Below are 18,351 nucleotides of genomic sequence, written 5' to 3'. Positions count from 1 at the left end.
TGACAGGAAGGAACCGGCCTCTTTAGGAAATACCAGGATGCCGCCATAATCATGGCCGCAAGCCAGAAGCCTATGTATCGAATGAAGCACCCCTGTATTACAGACTGACTTCGGCTGGAGCCCTTGATACCTTTTTGGCGTACAGCATCATCAGCGGAATGCTGACGGCAAACGCCCCCGCAACAAGCAGGAACGGAATGCGCGGATCGATGCCATAAGCCCAGCCTCCGATCACGCCGGAAGGCGTAATCACGATCAGGATAAGCACCTGGAGCAGCGCGAATATTTTGGCCCGGTTATCGTCATCAATGGCATTCGCAACCGCCGTTTCAAGATACGGATAGGTCATCATCGTTCCAACCGCCGCCATAATCGTGCTTACGCTGAGCACGACAAGGTCGCCCTCCGGGGCGATGACGAGAACGACGTTCGCAAGCACCGAAATGATGAATCCCCAGACCATCGTCCGGTTCACTTTGGACTCACTGATCCGCGGCATGATCCATCTCATGAACATCAGCATGATGATGGAGGAGAATGCCGGAAAGACGGAAATCAACCCGCTGCCGAGATGCAAATATTCCACCATAAAAATAGACACATAGGTCGTCTTTACGGTCATCTGAAAGTTAAACAGAATATAAACGCCGAAGATGATCAGCAGGAGCGGGCTTTTCAGCATGCCCTTCATGACGGATATATAGTCGACCATGCCTTCGCGCAGGCTCATGGACTTTGTCTCCTTCATCTTGCGGTAGCCGATCTCCGTCTCCCGGGTCGCATAATGCCTGCCGATGAATTGAATCGTCATGAGGATACAGGCCAGCACGAACATGATCCGCACTCCAGGCACCAACGAGAAGTGATACACCAGCAATCCCCCGAGTGGGGCGAACAAGCCCCCTACTACGCTGATCAGCTGCAGCAGCGTAAACACATACGTCCGCTCCTTAGGGGCCGTGTCTTCAACAAGCAGGCAATAGAACGCCGTATGGGGCACTTTTTGAAAACCGTTGATTACAGCCGCGATGACAAAGAACCAGAAGTTTTGCGAGACGGCCCATAGCAGCGTAGCAATGCTCCAGCTGAGCACGTCGAAATAGAGCAGCGCACGCTTGCGGCCCATCCGGTCCGTAAGATAGCCGCTAAGAAGCGAGGAAAGCACTTGGACGAGCAGGCCGATCGAGGTGATCCAGCCGATTCCCGTCTCGGTTACGCCAAGCTGGTACATAAAGATGGAGCTGTACGTCGCAAACATGCTGTAGGGAATCAGGAACAGCGGTTCATAGACGAGACAGCCCCTGGCATTACCGGTTAATTGCCGAAAAGAAGTTGAGCCCATGGATGTCCTCCGGTCGATAGATAGTAGGCAAATGAAATCATTTCCAGGCTATTATAGCGCACCAAGGATCGTAGCGGGTGGATTTTTTTGCAGCTATCCGGCCGAGATCGGCAATCCCGCATTCAGGCGTGCAACCCTAGTTATAGAGCCGATTCCTGCCGGCATCCGCTCTCACTTTCCCCTCGAGTCCTTGCCGGTATCGGGCTCATCCCCGTCTCCCTGCCCAGCCTCGGGCAGCAGTACGGTAATGGTCGTGCCCCGACCCAGCTCGGACCAGATGCCTACCTTGCCTGCATGAGCCTCCACGATGGCCTTCGCAATGCTCATCCCGAGACCCGAGCCGTCCACGCTCTCCTCCGTGTTCGTTCCGCGGTAATACCTCTCGAACAGGTTAGCCTTCGTCTCCTCGTCCATGCCGTTGCCCTGATCCGCGACGATGATTGCGGCACCGCCAGGCCGGCTTTCGACCCGAACCTCGATCTTGACCCCTTCCGGATTATGCTTGACCGCATTGATAATCAGGTTATCCATGAGGCGCTGCAGCCACTTCGCATTACCGTTCACGAGCAGCGGCATTTCCCCGCCGATATAGGTAAAGGTCGCTTCATTCAACGTGGCATCGTTCACGTATTTCAGTACACAGCGGCGGACCAGCTCATTCAGATCGAGCGGGATAAGCTCCTGCGGGCGGATCGTGCTCTTGAGGCGGAACACGAGCGAGAAATCGTCGATCAGTTCCAGCATATAATCCCCTTTTTCCCGGATGACGGTGCCCATCTCCCGCAGCTCCTCCGCACTCCAATCATTCGGAGCGCTTTCCAGCATGTAACCGTAACCCTGAATGGAGGAGAGCGGAGTGCGCAGATCATGCGATATCCCCGACATCCATTCCTCCCGGTTCCGTTCCAGACGTTCGCGTTCCCGTTCGGCCTCTGCCAGCTGCTCGGCCATCCGGTAAAAGGAATGGATCACTTCCTTGTACAGCTTATATCGCATGCGAAGCTTGCCATTCTTGCGGAAGACCCGTTTGCGGTCTTTCGGCGTCAGCACTTCTTCATACGCTCCGCTGCCCATCCGCTCGAACCAGCCGGTAAAGAGCAGTAACGGGCGACTGTAACGATAGCCGTGCCAGATCGCAATGGCGAGCGAGAGAAGCAGCACGCTCATCATGGCCCACAGGGCGACGCGTATCAGCTCGTTCATCATCGGCCGTTTCCCCAGCGCTTCATCCTGCGGGGTATGGTAGATCCAGGTGTTGCCGCTGTTCTTGTCCCGAAATACGGCAATATGCGTCGAATAGGTACCCGGCTGCTCCTGCATGGCGATGATCTCCAACGGGTGGTACTCCGACTTATCTCCGGCGCCTTCCCCGAGCGACTGCACGATACGGCCTTCCCCGTCAATGATATGGAGGTAGCCGCCTGCGCCGCCAAGCTTCCCTTGCAGCTCCCTTTCGAATTCAGGGTCGACAAGCCCGTCCTTCTCATAAGCGGCCACCCAGTCCAGGAGCTGGTCCGATCCGGCATCGACCCGACCTGCCAGGAACAGCAGCGGTTCTTTATAGAACAGGTCCATCTGCCAGTCCATCGTATATTTGCCGAGCCTCCGTTCTTCCTTTATGGCGAGCAGGGTGCTGACGGAGTACTCGCTTGGAACATCCGAAGGGGTATTCGTGGCATGAATGACGTTCCCTTCCATATCGACGACCTGAAGCCACATGCCGCTCTCCTGCAGCAGCACCTTCCAATGCTCCTCCAGCTGAACGCTCCCCTTCTCCGCAACGGTTTCCCCTACGATGCTGTCCAGCACCCCTGCCGGGAAGTTCCGCTTGATCTCCTCGTTGCTGATATGACTAATAAGGAAAAACATCAGCACGATGATAAAACAGAACATGAATGCCGAGAATGCAATCAATTGATAGGTAAAATGAAAGGCAAGCCTTCTTCGCAGTCTCATCGGCCGCTCTCCTTGACGAGCTTATAGCCGAGTCCCCGAACCGTAAGCAGATACTGCGGGTTGCTCGGATCCTCCTCGATCCGCTCCCGGATGCGCCGGATATGCACCATCACGGTATTGTCCTCGCCCATGCCGTCAATGCCCCATACCGCTTCGTACAGCTGGGATTTGGAGAAGACGACGCCGGGATGCTTGCAGAAATACAGCAGCAGCTGGAACACCTGCGCCGGACACGGCACCGGTTCCCCAAGAACCGTCAGCTCGCCGGCAGCCTCATCCACTCTAAACCGGCCGAAATCCCAGGAGCTTCGAATAACGGCCGGACCGGCCGCCGCATTCGTTCCGATGCCGCCGCGCCGCAGCCGCGCTTTGATCCGGGCCGCAATCTCCAGCGGATTAAACGGCTTGGTCACATAATCGTCCCCGCCCATGGCAAAGCCGGTGAGCACGTCAAGATCCGAAGCCTTGGCTGTCAGAAACAGGATGTGCGGACTTCCGTAGGCACGCAGCTGAGGACACAGATCAAAGCCCGTGCCGTCGGGCAGCATGACGTCCAGCAGCACGAAGTCCGCGCCATGTGCGGCGATTTCCCGAAGGGCCTCCTTGCAGCTGGCGGCCGTGTATATCCGGTTGAAGCCTTCTTTACGCAGCACCATCTGGAGCATTTTCACGATCGAAGGCTCATCATCTACTATTAAAATTCGTGTATTGTCCATAATTCTCACCCGTACATTATGCTAGCACAGCAACCTTAACAGGAGTTAAACAAATGCCGGAGGCGTTAAGAAAAAGTTAGGTTGCCGTTTCCTTTATATTCAAGTGCAATGGCTATACTTATGGCTAAGAGGTGATGATGTGTGAGTACACATAAACGTTCAACGGTCGTCGACGCGATTCGCGGGTTAAGCCTGGCGGGCATTCTGATGGCCAATATGCTCATTTTTCAATACGGCATGTTCGGAAAGGATGAGCTGCATTTCTTCCAGCCCTCCGCGCTGGATACGATCAGCCACAATATCCTGAAGGTATTCGTGGAAGGCAGCTTCATGCCGATCTTTACCTTCCTGTTCGGCTACAGCATGGTGATGATGAGGGAGAGCCTTACAGCCAAAGGCCTGAAATACGGACGCAGCTTCTCCCGCCGCTCTGTGCTGCTGATCGGGCTCGGCCTGCTGCACTCGACCTTTATTTGGGAAGGCGACATTCTATTGTTCTATGGGGGAATCGGCTTCTTTCTGCTCCTGTTCGTGAAACGCAAGGCGAAGACGCTGCTGATCTGGGGAATTATTCTGCTGGCCCTCATGACGGCCCTTGGATACGGCTCCATGGAACCGACTCCGGAAGACGCCTCCCGAATGGAAGCCTATGTGACCAAATCAATCGAGGTCTACGGCAGCGGCAGCTTTGGTGAAATCATGGATTTTCGGTCAAACGAGGAGATGCCGCTCAATCTGCCGGATTGGCTGATGCTCCTTGTGGTCCTGATCGCTCCGCTTATGAGCGCCCCGATGTTCCTGTTCGGTATGGCGGCGGCCAAACGGCGACGCTTCCTCCATCCGTCCATGGAAATCCGGCTGTATATCCGGTGGGCGCTGCTCATTCCCGTCGGCCTTGCGCTGAAGACCGCCGGCGTAATGCTGGGCACGACGCATGAATGGAACGGCATCTTCATGATGCTTGGCGGCCCGCTGCTGGCTCTAGGGTATATTTACTTGTTTGCTTCGTTATACGCCTTCTCATCAAGGCAATCGGTCGTGATCCGGGCATTCGAGGCGGTGGGCCGCATGTCGCTGACCAACTATTTGACGCAGAGCGTCGTCTGCGTGCTCATCTTCTACGGATTCGGACTCGGCTTGTTCGGCAAGCTCGGCGTGCTGCAAGGGGCGCTTTTGGCGATCGGCATCTATGCGGTGCTGGCAGCAGGCAGTCTGCTGTGGCTGAAGCGATTCCGCAGCGGTCCCGTGGAGAGACTGCTCCGGATGGGCACCTATTGGTCCTGGAGCGGCCGGCCCAAGACCAAGGCCGCTCCGGCTCCGGCCATCGATACGCCGGGCGAGGGGCCGGCGGCAACGTAAGCATCAGGGGTACAAGAGGCAGCCCGCTCGGCCCGCCTCACCTGCACCGGCTCCCCCAAGATGAAATCGGTCCGTCCGTTCCTGTATAATGGACATACGTTAGAGGAACAGGATGAATGAAAAGGAGGATGCGGCATGCTGGTTGTGACCAACTCGATTAAAGTGAAGCCCGGCCACGGCAAGGAGATCGCACAGCGATTCGCTGAGGCCAAAGGGGTTCAGGAAATTGAAGGATTCGTGCGGATGGAGGTATGGCATGAAGCCAAGGAAGGCGCCGAAGCCGAGGAACTGAAGGTATCTACCGTTTGGGAGGATGAGGAAGCATTCAAGCGCTGGACGTCCAGCGAATCGTTCCGCCAATCCCACGGTCAGGGCCGTAACGAGAATATATTAGGCGCTTCCCTGAATAAATACGAGCTGCTGATTAGCCATTCCAAGTAAGGCAGCGAAAAACGGAAGGCACGTAAAATTGGTTTAAAAGATAAAGGCCTCGGCGCACGTCTCCAAGAATGTGCGCCGGGCGACAGATTGTGCGAAACACAATTAGATCCAGCTGCAGGCATATCGGGGAAGCTCTCCCTTTGCCTGTCAGCTGGATTCTTATTTTTATAGGGACTGTTACCCCAGCCAGTTCCCGCCGCCATCAAAATCACCAAATACAATGACGTCCGAATGGTTATATTAAGCAGGACACGCTTGTTATCTCATATTTTGATGCAAAGGAGCCGAATCATTAATGGAAAGCACCCATGATTTCGTAGAAAAAATGAATGAGAATGCGGAGAAAGCCCGCCGCAACAAAAACAACGGCAAAGGGACGCCTAGCGACAAACTCCCGACGAAGCAGCACGGGACAAAAAAATGAAGCCGGCCTCGTCCGCGATCCCGTCAAGATCGCGGATGAACCGTCTCCACCGATACCGTCCCGCCTGCACACCGGTTTCTTACTATAAGCTCGCGGAAGCCTGCTTCAGCAGGGCAGAAAGCGCCTGCTCATCCACATCCTGTCCTTGGGCAATTTTCATCGTTTTCCGCTCCGGCGGTCCATCAAATGTATCCTCCGGCCATGCCAATCCCTCCGCGTTAAAAATCGTAAAGCTCACCGCGCTCTTGGCAACGCTGATCACGGCCGCGTATTTTCCGTTTTTCAAGAAATGCGGCTTTTTGTACTGCATCCGTTCCTGAACCTCCGGGATCGCGTTGTGGACAAGCTCCCTGAGATTCGTACTCAACTCGATCTTCCAGGCATCGCCTAATGCTTCGATGTAATCGGACACTTCTTGGTTTTGGTTCATTTTTTACAGCTCCCTCTATGTCACTGGATAATGGGCTCACGCTGCAGTAATGCTGCGAAGGCATGTATCCTAAGCACATGCGATCATGTCAAAACGCCAAACACGCTACCGACAAGCTTTATGCTCACTCACTAGGTATGACCGGTATCTTGGAGATCCACGTTCTTATGCCTAGCCCTGCTTCACCAGCTGCCACGTCATGCCGAACCGGTCCACGAGCTCGCCGTAATAGAAATTCCCCCATGGCTGAAGGGCAAACGGATATTTCTCCACGCCTCCGGCGCTCAGGTTACGGTAAGCGGTGCGTGCAGCCTCCTCGTCATCAAACGATAGCGACAGTCCCATATTAGCGCTCAGTTCCGCATCTTGAAAGGCATCCGACATGATTAACGTATTCCCTCCCGCCAGTGTCATCGATAGATGCATCACTTTATCCTTGCTCGATTCCGGCGTGCCCGGAGCGTCCCCGAAGGTAGACAACGCATGGATTTCTCCTCCGACCGCTTCGATATAGAACGCGGCTTGTGCTCTCGCGTCACCGGAAATAATAAATGGAATCAATTGTGCTTGCATATTCTTCATCCTCTTTTCATTTGTTTTTTAATAAGATGTTAGGCAAGTACGTAAAGTGTTCCTACGATCGCTGTTGCTCCCAAATTTCTTAATCTGATGAATTCATATTAGGGTAGAAATTCGGTCGCAAAGGCGACCACTAAGCTTATGCTTCCGATGTAGCTTTCATTTAGAAAGCTTTAGACTTCTTCGGAATCACTTTACTCCCTTGCTAATATCTCATTTTTTTGTTCATCTTATATAAGTGACGAACGGCCATCGCCCAAATCGACATCCACTCGAAATTTTTTCGAAAAATTTTTTGTATGGGAGAGAGCCCACCGTTATTCGCCGCTTGACGCGCATTCCGCGGCACGGCTAAGCAATAATTGCTTCTCCCGCTGGTTATCGGTCAGCGAAGCGGCTCGCTTGAATTCTTGGCATGCCTCATCCAGCCGACCCAGCTTGAACAGCAAATCTCCTCTGACGCTTGGCAGAAGATGGTATCCTTTCAGAGACGGCTCGGCTTGTAAAATGTCCACGATCTCAAGCCCGATCTCCGGCCCGAACGCCATGGAAAGCGCGACCGCCCGGTTCAATTCCACAATCGGGGAAGGGGAGACCTGAGCGAGCGCCTCATACAAGGCCGAAATCCGGATCCAGTCGGTATCCTCGGCCTTCGGCGCACCCGCATGGCAGGCGGAGATCGCGGCCTGGATCGCATACGGACCGGTCATGCCGCCCAGCTGCTCCACCCGCTCCAGCGCGGCAAAACCGCGCCGGATCAGCAGGTAGTCCCATAGTCCCCGGTTCTGATCCATGAGCAGAACCGGCTCGCCGCGTTGATCCACCCGGGCCTTGAAGCGGGAAGCCTGAAATTCCATTAACGCCACCAAGCCGTGGACCTCCGGCTCCGCGGGCGCAATCTCGGCCAGAATCCGTCCGATGCGAAGCGCCTCCTGGCACAGGAGCGGCCTTATCCACTGGCTGCCCGATGTCGCGGCATATCCTTCGTTGAACATTAGATAAATGACCTCAAGCACCGACGAAAGCCGCGGTTTAAGCTCCGGACCTTGCGGAATTTCGAACGCCACCCGGGTCGCGGACAGCGTCCGCTTGGCACGGACGATCCGCTGCGCGACGGTTGCCTCGGAAGTCAGGTAGGCATGGGCAATCTCGGCCGTCGTGAGCCCGCCAAGAAGGCGCAGGGTCAGGGCGACCCGCGCCTCCGGCGAGAGGACCGGGTGGCAGGTCATGAAGATCAGCCGCAGCAGATCATCCCCCACCTCGCCGGGTTCCGGCACATCCGGCTCGGAATCGGCCCACGGCTCCTGCTCCCGGCCAATCAGCTCATACTTCCGATCGCGCAGCTTGTTTCGACGAAGCATGTCCAGCGCTTTACGCTTGGCCACGGTCATCAGCCAGCCGCCCGGATTCTCCGGCATTCCCGTCTCCGGCCACCGTTCCAGTGCGGTCACGAGCGCGTCCTGCGCCAGGTCCTCCGCCAGTCCGATATCGCGCACCATTCGAGTCAAATGGGCAATAATCCGGGAGGACTCAATTCTCCAGATTGCGTCTATCGTACGATGTGTGTCCATGGATCCCTCTATCGCTTCTGCCGCTCGATATGCTCACGCATCTCATATTGCTGGGCCTGGGATTCGGGATCCTCCGTCAATTCAGTCGGCTCGAACACCTGCCGAAGCTCGATCTGCCCCGCGCCATACCCGTGAGGGTCCGGCATGCGCATCGCCCACTCGATCGCCTCTTCCCGCGATTTCACTTCGATCAACGTATAGCCGGCGATCAGTTCCTTGGCCTCGGTGAAGGGCCCGTCCGTCACCTTCGGTTTCCCTCCTGGCTCCGGATACGAAATCCGGATCGCGCCTGAGCTTGGATGCAGTCCGTCCGCTGCGAGCAGCACGCCGGCCCGGGCCAGCTCCATGTTGTACCTCATCATGGCGTCAAGCTGCTCCTTGCTCGGCAGCACACCCGCCTCGGAATCCTCGGTTGCTTTTACAATCATCATAAATCTCATGGGAAGTTCCCTCCTGTTATCAAATAGGACCTCGAAATCGGGCCTTTACTAGTTCAACGAACAACCGACTAGGGAATCGACATGGCAAAAACATTTTTTAGAGAAAAAAATCAACTATCAACCATTTCGTGAGTAAACGGAGGATTCCTTTTATAAAAAAGACAGCTAGAGAGATTTATTGCTCGGCGACATTGTCACGTAAAAGGGGACTCCCGCTGGGAGTCCCCTTTGTCATATCAAAAAATATCCATGCTCAAATACCGTTCGCCCGTGTCCGGCGCAATGCAGACGACCCGCTTTCCTTCGCCCAGCCGCTCGGCGACGCGCATTGCCGCGAATACCGAAGCGCCGGAGGACGGCCCCACAAGGATCCCCTCCTTGCGGGCCAAGTCCCTTGCCGTCTGCAGCGCATCCTCGTCCGCAATCTGAATAATTTCATTATAAATGCCGGTATTCAGAATCTTTGGCCCGAACCCCGGACTCGTCCCCACCAGCTTATGAGGACCCGGCTGCCCGCCGGAAAGGACAGGAGAGCCCTTGGGCTCCACGACCGCAATATGCAGGTCCGGCAGATGCCTCCTTAGCTCCTCGCCCGTGCCCGTTACCGTTCCGCCGGTGCCGGCCGTAGCGACAAACGCATCCAACCGTCCTTGGGTCTGCTGCAGAATTTCCGGGGCAGTCGTGGCGCGATGAATATCCGGATTGGCTGCATTCTCAAACTGCTGCGGAATGAAGCTCCCGGGGATCTGCTCCCGCAACTCAAGGGCCTTCGCAATCGAACCCGGCATGCGCTCGCTGCTCGGCGTCAGGACAACCTCGGCCCCGTAGGCCTTTAGCAAATTGATCCGTTCCTTGGACATATTATCCGGCATAATGAGGATGGCGCGATACCCTTTGGCAGCGGCGATCATGGCAAGTCCGATGCCGGTATTTCCGCTGGTCGGCTCGATAATGGTGCCGCCGGGCTTAAGCAGGCCCTTCGTTTCCGCCGTATGAATCAAATTGTAAGCGGCCCGGTCCTTCACGCTGCCGGACGGGTTGAATTTCTCCAGCTTCACATAGATCTCGGCCGCCCCTGGCGGCGCGAGACGCTGAAGCTTTACCATCGGCGTCTCCCCGATCATATCTGCAACGCTTTTATAAATGTTGGCCATGATGCTTCATACTCCTTATATGTTCAAAAATTATATTCAAAAATAATATTCCCGCGGTTTCTGTCATCATTTATCTAACAAAGGTAATAAGCTTACTCGGATTATAGGAGAGTTTCCTCTCGCTTGTCAATGAAGCTGTCTGCTGAGAACGTCCATACCGGACAGCCGCCAAGCCCGCTTTATGGTATGCTGTTCATGAGATTATCCCGATCGGGGATCCGTAATCGCCATACGGCCCCTTGTTTGATCACGGATAAGAGGAAACCTTGTTCACATATGTGGCAACTATAACGAACCGAAGATGGTATATAGCCATTGTACAATAGAGGAGGCGCAAGAAAGCGTGAATACCCCGCTGTCACTGCAACATCAACCGATCCTCCTGCTGGATCGGACCGACGATTTGAATTCAGATGATGTGCTGCTCCATTTTGCATTGGATGAGCTGTTATGCCGGCAGGCCGGAAGCGGCGGTCCTGCCGTGTGTCATTTGTGGCGCCACCCGAGGGCGTTTGTCATGGGCGCTCGAGACAGCCGTCTTCCGCAAGCGCCCGAAGGGGAAACATGGCTCCGCTCCCTTGGCTACGACACTGCCGTCCGCCACTCTGGCGGCGCAGCCGTGCCGCTGGACCCCGGCGTCGTCAATGTGTCCCTGATCGTTCCCTTTCAATCGGCCGGCCCGGCACCGGACTTTCATCAGGATTTCGAGCTGATGGTTGCGCTGATCCGCCAGGCGCTTCAAGGCACGGAACGGCAAGTAGACACCGGCGAAGTCGCAGGCGCCTTTTGCCCGGGAACGTTCGACTTAAGCATCGACGGCCTTAAATTTTGCGGCATCGCCCAGCGGCGGCAGCGGAAGGCTTTCATTGTCCAGGCTTTCGTTATCGCGGAGGGGTCCGGCAGCGAGCGTGCCCGGCTCGTCCGTACCTTTTACGATATCGCAGCCGCAGGCGCCGACCCGAAGCTGTACCCGGTCGTGGAGGATACCAGCACCGCCAGTCTGGAGCAACTGACGGGGATCGGCACGGGCGAAGACGCCGTACACCGCTTTGTCGACGATGTGCGGAACGTGATCCGGAGCTGGCAGGCGGATCAGGATTTGACCGAAGCCGCCGCCTCATTCGCCATGCCGGAGGCCGAGAGCATCCGTACGATGGCCATGCAGATGCGTCAGCGGTATCAGCGAACAGAATAACTTTCTTTTTACAAAAAATTAAAAGCGTTCATCATCCAACTCCCTCCCAATCCGGCAGGGAGTATTCGGCATGCCTGCTCCTCATCGCTCGAGGCGAACGATAGCTTCCTCCCATCCCCTCTTTAATCCCGCCGCAGCTCGCTTACCTCCTTTTGATATTTCCGCACCCGAAATTACTTCTATTTTACAAATCCCCCATGAACGATGATATGGACTTAACATTTCCAGCTTACACTTGTCCTATCGAACATTTAATCATGAGGGGTGGATTAGTTTGAGTAAAACGATGGACCGCAAAACCTTCCTTTCTTATCTGGGCACCGGCGCAACCGCGCTTGCAGCTGCTTCTGCCGGCTTAGGCGTTCTGGAGGGCAAAGCTTCCGCGATGTCGGGGACAGCCAATCATCTGTTCGGATTCAAGACAAACCGCGTCAGCGGATATTTCGATCCGATCGAGCCTACCAAGGCCGACGAGCTCGTCCTGCCGAGAAATTTCAAATACGACGTCATTGCCGCATTCGACGACGTGATCAATCCGGCCGGCGAAAAATTCGGCTCCGGCTGCGATTACAACGCCTTTTTCCCGATCAACGGGTCCAATGTCCGCGGTTTGCTGGTCAATAACCATGAATATTCCACCATCTTCTCGATCGGCCCGGTGAAAGACGGCAAAATGACGGCCGACCAAATCGAGAAAAACTTGTACTATCAAGGCATGTCGGTGATCGAGGTGTACCGTGACGAGAAGGGCGTATGGAAGATGGACACATCCTCCAAGCATGCCCGCCGCATTAACGGTTTCACCAAGTTCGACATTACCGGCCCGGCGCGCGGCATTCCGGCGCTGAAGGGAGCAACGACGGCTACCGGCACATTCGCCAACTGCTCCGGAGGCGTAACCCTCTGGAATACGGTGCTGTCCTGCGAAGAGAATTTCGAGGAAACCGCAAGCATCTCGGGATTGCCGGAAACCCATTACGGCTGGGTCGTCGAGGTCGATCCATTCGATAAATCCTTCCTTAAAAAGCATACGGCGCTCGGAAGATTCAACCACGAGAATACGGCAATGGGTCTTGCGAAAGACGGCCGGGTCGTGGTCTACATGGGCGATGACAAGAAGGATGCCTGCGTGTATAAATTCATCAGCAACGGCAAATACGACAAGAGCAAGGGACGCGCCAACTCCGCCCTGCTGGAGGACGGCACGCTCTACGTAGCCAACCTGAAATCCGGAAAATGGCAGCCGGTTACGCTGGAAGAGGTGCTGAAGGCGGCAGCCGACGCGCCGGAGGTTAAAGGCAAGTTCAAGTCCCAAGGCGATGTCGTCACGTATTGCCAGGAAGCCGCTCGCCTCGTAGGCGGAACGCCGACGGACCGTCCGGAGGATATCGAAATTTCGCCGTTCGACAACACCGTCTTCGTCTGCCATACGAACAATGACAACCACGGCAATATTCATGGCCATATTACGCGGATCTTCGAAGCCGGGAACGATCTGGCAGCGCTCGAGTTCGATTTTGAAATCTTCGCGGCAGGCGGCCGGCAATCGGGCTTCAGCTCCCCGGACAACCTGGCGTTCGATTCCAACGGCGATCTGTGGGTCGTGACGGACATCTCCAGCAGCAGCCAAAATAAAGGCGTGCATAAATCCTTCATGAATAACGGACTGTTCGTTATTCCAACGAGCGGACCGGATCAAGGCAAAGCGCTGCAGTTCGCCTCCGGCCCGGTGGAATGCGAGCTGACAGGCCCGTTCTTCTCGCCGGACGAGCAGACGCTCTTCCTGTCTGTACAGCATCCGGGCGAGAACACGGAGGATCTGAGCAAGCCGACCAGCACCTGGCCGCACCGCTCGGGAGAGAACATGGCGCGCTGCGCAGTAGTCGCCATCAGCGGCTTCAAGCTGGACTAATCTCAACTATAGATAGGAGCGATAGTCATGCCGTTTGGCAATATCGGAATCGGTGGCTTAATCTTGATTTTAATTATCGCCTTGATCATCTTCGGGCCTTCCAAGCTACCTGAGCTGGGACGGGCATTCGGCAGAACCCTGAGCGAATTCAAAGGCGCAACCCGGGGCTTGGTGAACGGGGATGAAGAGAATGAGGACGGGAAGAAAGACGATGCTCCTAAAGCGGCTGCTGCAGCGGGCAAGCAAGGCAGCTAACCCGAACGACCAGAGCGCGATCGAGCATCTCGAGGAAATGCGGAGGCGCCTGATCCGCACCCTGATCGCGTTCCTCGTTGCGATGGTGGCCGCCTTTATCTACGTCGAGGAGATTTACCGCTGGCTGGTTCGGGATATGGACGAGAAGCTTGTGCTTCTCGGTCCTTCCGAGGTCATGTGGGTCTACATGATCATCGCCGGCGTCGTGGCGCTGGCCGTCACGCTTCCGGTTGCGGCCTATCAGGTCTGGAAGTTCGTGCAGCCTGCGCTGCCGGATGGCGCCCAGCGCTCCGCGCTGCTCCTCATCCCGGTCATTAGCGTGCTGTTCATTGTCGGGCTCGTATTCGGCTACTTCGTGCTGTTTCCGATGGTGCTGCAGTTCATGCAGCGGATGGCGGAAGGCCAATTCGAGACGATGTACACGGCTCAGCGGTATTTCACCTTCATGATTCATATGACCGTCCCGTTCGGATTCCTGTTCGAAATGCCGGCCATTGTCGTATTTCTTACCAAGCTTGGCATCGTGAATCCGCTTCGGCTGGCCAAGATGCGCAAGGCAGCCTACTTTCTGCTCTGCATCGTAGCCGTAACGATCACACCGCCGGATATCATGTCCGACCTGATCGTGATCGTCCCGCTGTTTCTGCTGTATGAGATCAGCGTATCGATCTCCAAAGTCGTTTACCGCAAGCAGCTGCAATTATCGCCTGCAAGCGGAGGCACATCCTGATCCTTCAGCTCCCCCTTGAAGGATGATACCCATGGAACCCGCGAATCTGCTCCCTTACCTAAGTAAGCGGCAGACTCGCGGTTTTTTTCGTATTCGCTCCGCCCAGACAAGTTTATTTTCCCCTTTCTCTGTAGCTTCTGGAAAGAATCCATCAAAACTTTTAAATGATGCATTGATTTATGAGGCAAGTTCTCCTAGTATTTTTAATAGATCATTTAACGGCTCGGCAATCCGGCAATTGCTTCGCTGTCTTTATGATAGCGCTATCACGGTGCTATTAAATAACGGGAGGCCTGCAAATATGAAATGGAATCACTTCAAGTCCAAGCTTTTGGTTAAGTATACACTCTCATATATATCCATTTTCCTGATCCCTCTTGTTATTTTGACCGTCATCATTTATCACAACGCCGTTAAGACCTTACGATCGGAAATTGAGCAGACCAACGTCAATCAGCTGACCCAGGCCAAAACCGTCATCGACGACCGTATGAAGGAGCTGCAGGATATCGCATTCCGTATCGCCTACGACGAACAGTTGACGCGTTATTGGACGCACCATCCGTATTACAGCCGGGAATCGATTGGCGCCCTGGTCAAATATAAAGCCACCAGCTCGATTATCGATGAGCTGTTCCTGTTCTTTCGCGGGGATAATAATATCTATTCTTCCCAAGGTCTGGAGAACCTCGACGTGTTCACCGGCCGCTACAAATTCAACACCTGGAACAAGGAGGATCTGATCCGGGACTTGAATACCGTGCGCCTCCCGACGATGCGCCCGGCGGAGCAGGTCATCCAGGGCACCCGGGGGCAGAAATCCATGCTGGCCTATCTTGTGCCGATCGCCCCGAACAACACCCCTGCCCATGGAACCGTCATGTATTTGATCCATGAATCCAATTTGACGGGCTTGATCGATTCCATCTTGACCGATTACCATGGCATGACCTATATATTCGATAATAACGGCCAGGTGCTGGCCGCCAATCATCACGGTGACACCATTACGAAGAACGACGTAAAAGCGCTGTTTCAATTGGAGCCCGGTACGCACAGCCTGTCCCTGAACGGAGAGACCCATTCGGTGGTTTCCGTCAAATCGGATGACGGCTGGACGTATGTTACAGCTATGCCCAGCAGCCAGTTTTTCAGCCGCATCGTCCACATTCGGACCTTTGTTGTATTGGTGTTCTCGTTCGTTGTCATCATGGGTACCGTCCTTGCGATTTTACTGGCCCGGAGGCAGTACCACCCGATCTCCGATCTGATGGAGTTCGTGCGCTTGAGAAATGTCCGCAGCCTCTCCGAGCCCCCCTCCCAGACCAACGAGCTGGACTGGATCAAGAAGACGCTGCATGACTACAGCAAGCGCGTTGACCTTCAGGAGCCTTACGCGCGCAACCATATTCTGCTGATGCTGCTGAAGCACGGACATACCGGGGAATTGCCGTCCGACCTGAAGGAGCAGCTCGGCATCCGCTTCAACCGCTCCCATTATTTCGTCGTTACGATGGGCTGGGAGACGCATGCCCTGCCCGAAGCGGATCCATCAGGCGGCTGGCCGCTGATGCAGCTGATGAACGAGGTCGAGCTGCCGGAGCTGACCGCCCATGCGTACGGAGTGGAGCTGCCGCAGCCTGACCGGCTTGCGCTCATCGTCGGATTCAATGCCGATACCGGGCATGAGGCCAGCCTGAACGGCATCATGGAAGCGATCGTGGAGGCGCTCCGGTCGATGGTTATGGAGCACGCCGGCAGCCCGCCTGTCATCGGGACCGGCAACCGCTACAGTCATCCGGAGCAGCTGAACCAGTCCTACATTGAGGCTTCCACCGCATTTGAGGCCTCCATGCTTCACGGTCAGGGCAGCACCACCTTCTTCCATGCGCTCTCCGGAGCGAAGGATTCCTCCTCCTTCTGGGTGCCGAAGGACGTGCTGCTGAAGCTCGATCAGAGCTTGAAGCAGGGAAGCTACGACGTGGCGGCCCGGATGATCTCCACCGCGCTGGACAGCCTGAAGGAGGAAATGCCGTCGGTTCCGCTGCTGCGCTGCATCTGCTTCGACATTTTGAATACGCTGCTGAAGACGGCCTCGGAGCTCGGCATGCACCATGTCGTTCAAGAGCTTCCGAGTATCACATCATACGACTCCCTGGAGGACCTGGAGAAGAAGCTCGCCGGTCTCGCCGCCGACATCTGTACCCATGTCGAGGCGAAGAGCGAGACGGAAGAAAGCTCCTTGATGGACGAAATCGTAAGCTATATCGATGCGAACTATTCGGATTATGACCTTAGCCTGGGAACGATCTCATCGAAATTTTCGATCTCCTCGTCCTATTTCAGCCGCTCCTTCAAGGAGAAGGTCGGGGTGAACTTCACCCAATATATCTGGCAGAAACGGATGGACGAAGTCATCCGGCAGCTGCTGCATACGTCCGATCCGTTGAAGGACATTATTTCGCGGGTCGGCTACCTGGATACGCCGAACTTCATCCGCAAATTCAAGAAGGAAACCGGCTATACGCCGGGACAATACCGCAAAATGCACAGCCAGAATGGAAGTGCCGACGCCTCGGATGATGAGGATGAGGAATATATCGGGTAGCCGGTTGCTGCCTGCATGCACTACAAACAAAAACCTCCCCTGAAGCTCGCAAGCTTAGGGGAGGTTTTGTTTGTGCTCATATGTCCAAAGAACCATCCAGGTATCCCTGGATTCGCAACGCGCACATTGGGCATGTGCCGTCTATCTTGGTATTACGGAGCCTTCTGTACGGCCTATTCGATTGCTCGGGAACGGGCCGATTATTTGCTCCCCAGGCCTTGATGCATCGCATCCAGCAAGCGTCCGGTCTTGTCGCAGCCGTATTCCCAGAACATGATGCCCGCCAGGCCCTCGTCCCGGACATAGCCGCATTTGCGGCCGATCGACTCCTCATCGTCGTAGGAAATCAGACACGAGCCGTTAAACAAAAACGGCGCGCACGCCTCGTCGTCCCAGTACCGGACATAGCCGTTCTTGTCGATGTAATCGGCGGCAAGCTCGGCGTAGCCTGGCCCATAACCGCCCGTGGTACCGGCCATCTGGTGCAGACCCCGGTTGCGGTCCGGAACCTCGCGCCACATCCGGGAATAGAACGCTGCCCCGATCACGATTTTCTCCTTCGGCACGCCGGCGCGCACGAACAGGTTTACGGAAGCATCGACGCTGATCCGGAACAGATCGCCGGACGGCGCATACAGATTCGTATGATGCCCGGTGAGGATCTGAAAGCCGCCGCGCATGTCATACGTCATCAGCTGGACGAAGTCCAGATACTGCTGGACCTGATCCATCTCTGTGCCATCCACATAATATTGATCGGCTCCCGCCGCGATCGTCAGCAGATAATGGCGGCCATCGCGCTCGCCCTTGGCATCCAGCGCTTCGCGGATCGCCTTCAGCAGCAGCGTGAAATTCCGCTTATCGTCCGGGCTCGAAGCAATGCCGGCTTCGCCGTAGCAAGGATATTCCCAATCAAGATCAATCCCGTCAAACGGATGCGATTCCAGCACCCGGACGGCCGAAGCCGCCATGCGGCTTCTTCCTTCTTCGGTGGAGGCCGCTTCGGAGAATCCCCCCGCGCTCCAGCCGCCGACGGACAGGAGCACCGTAAGGCTGGGATGATCCCGCTTCATGGCATGCAGAACCTCCGCGTTCTTCAAATGCTCCGTCGTAATTTCATCATTCCGAACATGGCCGAAAGCCACGTTCAGATGGGTCAGCTTCAATAAATCCTCCCGCTTCATCTCGGGAAGAACGGCATCAACGGCATAGCCAGCCACAATATATTGCTTCATGTTC

Annotated in this window: 17 protein-coding genes; 8 read left to right on the top strand and 9 right to left on the bottom strand. The window is 55.5% G+C overall.

The window, feature by feature from the left end; genetic code table 11:
• Positions 1-97 precede the first annotated feature (97 nt).
• From NSQ46_RS01515 to NSQ46_RS01505, 3 genes are all read right to left on the bottom strand, one after another.
• Positions 98-1,342, bottom strand: coding sequence for an MFS transporter (locus tag NSQ46_RS01515; RefSeq protein WP_342576167.1), 1,245 nt, complete (start codon positions 1,340-1,342; stop codon positions 98-100).
• Between the two features lie 171 nt (positions 1,343-1,513).
• On the bottom strand, positions 1,514-3,298 hold the full coding sequence (locus NSQ46_RS01510) for a HAMP domain-containing sensor histidine kinase (RefSeq protein ID WP_341342545.1): 1,785 nt from the start codon (positions 3,296-3,298) through the stop codon (positions 1,514-1,516).
• Positions 3,295-4,014, bottom strand: a complete 720-nt coding sequence (locus NSQ46_RS01505; RefSeq protein ID WP_341342546.1) for a response regulator transcription factor — start codon at positions 4,012-4,014, stop codon at positions 3,295-3,297. Before NSQ46_RS01505 ends, NSQ46_RS01510 begins: the two co-directional genes overlap by 4 nt.
• 141 nt (positions 4,015-4,155) lie before the next feature.
• Between NSQ46_RS01505 and NSQ46_RS01500 the strand changes: the two genes are divergently transcribed.
• The 3 genes from NSQ46_RS01500 to NSQ46_RS01490 all read left to right on the top strand — a co-directional run bounded on the left by NSQ46_RS01500 (position 4,156) and on the right by NSQ46_RS01490 (position 6,238).
• Complete coding sequence (locus tag NSQ46_RS01500; RefSeq protein ID WP_007128894.1) at positions 4,156-5,373, top strand: DUF418 domain-containing protein; 1,218 nt, start codon at positions 4,156-4,158, stop codon at positions 5,371-5,373.
• A gap of 135 nt (positions 5,374-5,508) precedes the next feature.
• Positions 5,509-5,814, top strand: coding sequence for an antibiotic biosynthesis monooxygenase (locus tag NSQ46_RS01495; RefSeq protein WP_007128895.1), 306 nt, complete (start codon positions 5,509-5,511; stop codon positions 5,812-5,814).
• Positions 5,815-6,109: 295 nt separating this feature from the next.
• On the top strand, positions 6,110-6,238 hold the full coding sequence (locus tag NSQ46_RS01490; RefSeq protein WP_007128896.1) for a DUF4023 family protein: 129 nt from the start codon (positions 6,110-6,112) through the stop codon (positions 6,236-6,238).
• A gap of 82 nt (positions 6,239-6,320) precedes the next feature.
• Here the strand turns inward: NSQ46_RS01490 and NSQ46_RS01485 are convergent, their stop codons facing one another.
• The 5 genes from NSQ46_RS01485 to cysK form a co-directional block, all read right to left on the bottom strand.
• A complete protein-coding gene (locus NSQ46_RS01485) occupies positions 6,321-6,668 on the bottom strand; it encodes a DUF1801 domain-containing protein (RefSeq protein WP_007128897.1) in 348 nt (115 codons plus the stop codon).
• Between the two features lie 171 nt (positions 6,669-6,839).
• Complete coding sequence (locus NSQ46_RS01480; protein WP_007128898.1) at positions 6,840-7,241, bottom strand: VOC family protein; 402 nt, start codon at positions 7,239-7,241, stop codon at positions 6,840-6,842.
• A gap of 323 nt (positions 7,242-7,564) precedes the next feature.
• Positions 7,565-8,818: an RNA polymerase sigma factor gene (locus NSQ46_RS01475; RefSeq protein ID WP_007128899.1), complete on the bottom strand. Its 1,254-nt coding sequence runs from the start codon at positions 8,816-8,818 to the stop codon at positions 7,565-7,567.
• An 8-nt stretch (positions 8,819-8,826) separates the two neighbouring features.
• Positions 8,827-9,258, bottom strand: coding sequence for a YciI family protein (locus NSQ46_RS01470; protein WP_007128900.1), 432 nt, complete (start codon positions 9,256-9,258; stop codon positions 8,827-8,829).
• 236 nt (positions 9,259-9,494) lie between these two features.
• On the bottom strand, positions 9,495-10,412 hold the full coding sequence (gene cysK / locus NSQ46_RS01465; RefSeq protein WP_342576159.1) for a cysteine synthase A: 918 nt from the start codon (positions 10,410-10,412) through the stop codon (positions 9,495-9,497).
• A 343-nt stretch (positions 10,413-10,755) separates the two neighbouring features.
• Between cysK and NSQ46_RS01460 the strand changes: the two genes are divergently transcribed.
• The 5 genes from NSQ46_RS01460 to NSQ46_RS01440 all read left to right on the top strand — a co-directional run bounded on the left by NSQ46_RS01460 (position 10,756) and on the right by NSQ46_RS01440 (position 17,112).
• Positions 10,756-11,607, top strand: coding sequence for a ligase (locus tag NSQ46_RS01460; protein WP_007128902.1), 852 nt, complete (start codon positions 10,756-10,758; stop codon positions 11,605-11,607).
• Positions 11,608-11,893: 286 nt separating this feature from the next.
• Positions 11,894-13,519 carry an alkaline phosphatase PhoX gene (locus tag NSQ46_RS01455; RefSeq protein ID WP_007128903.1) on the top strand — a complete coding sequence of 542 codons (1,626 nt, stop codon included), beginning with the start codon at positions 11,894-11,896 and terminating at the stop codon, positions 13,517-13,519.
• A gap of 27 nt (positions 13,520-13,546) precedes the next feature.
• Positions 13,547-13,774, top strand: a complete 228-nt coding sequence (tatA, locus tag NSQ46_RS01450) for a twin-arginine translocase TatA/TatE family subunit (RefSeq protein WP_007128904.1) — start codon at positions 13,547-13,549, stop codon at positions 13,772-13,774.
• Positions 13,775-13,811: 37 nt separating this feature from the next.
• On the top strand, positions 13,812-14,504 hold the full coding sequence (gene tatC, locus NSQ46_RS01445) for a twin-arginine translocase subunit TatC (RefSeq protein ID WP_050954012.1): 693 nt from the start codon (positions 13,812-13,814) through the stop codon (positions 14,502-14,504).
• Between the two features lie 301 nt (positions 14,505-14,805).
• On the top strand, positions 14,806-17,112 hold the full coding sequence (locus tag NSQ46_RS01440; protein ID WP_007128906.1) for a helix-turn-helix domain-containing protein: 2,307 nt from the start codon (positions 14,806-14,808) through the stop codon (positions 17,110-17,112).
• A 200-nt stretch (positions 17,113-17,312) separates the two neighbouring features.
• Here the strand turns inward: NSQ46_RS01440 and NSQ46_RS01435 are convergent, their stop codons facing one another.
• Entirely contained in the window at positions 17,313-18,347 is a 1,035-nt protein-coding gene (locus NSQ46_RS01435; RefSeq protein WP_007128907.1) for a glycoside hydrolase family 18 protein, read from the bottom strand.
• Positions 18,348-18,351 lie beyond the last annotated feature (4 nt).

The organism is Paenibacillus sp. FSL M8-0142, assembly GCF_038597315.1.
Taxonomy (GTDB): Bacteria; Bacillota; Bacilli; order Paenibacillales; family Paenibacillaceae; genus Paenibacillus_AQ; species Paenibacillus_AQ lactis.
This window is presented reverse-complemented; position numbering and strand designations above follow the sequence as displayed.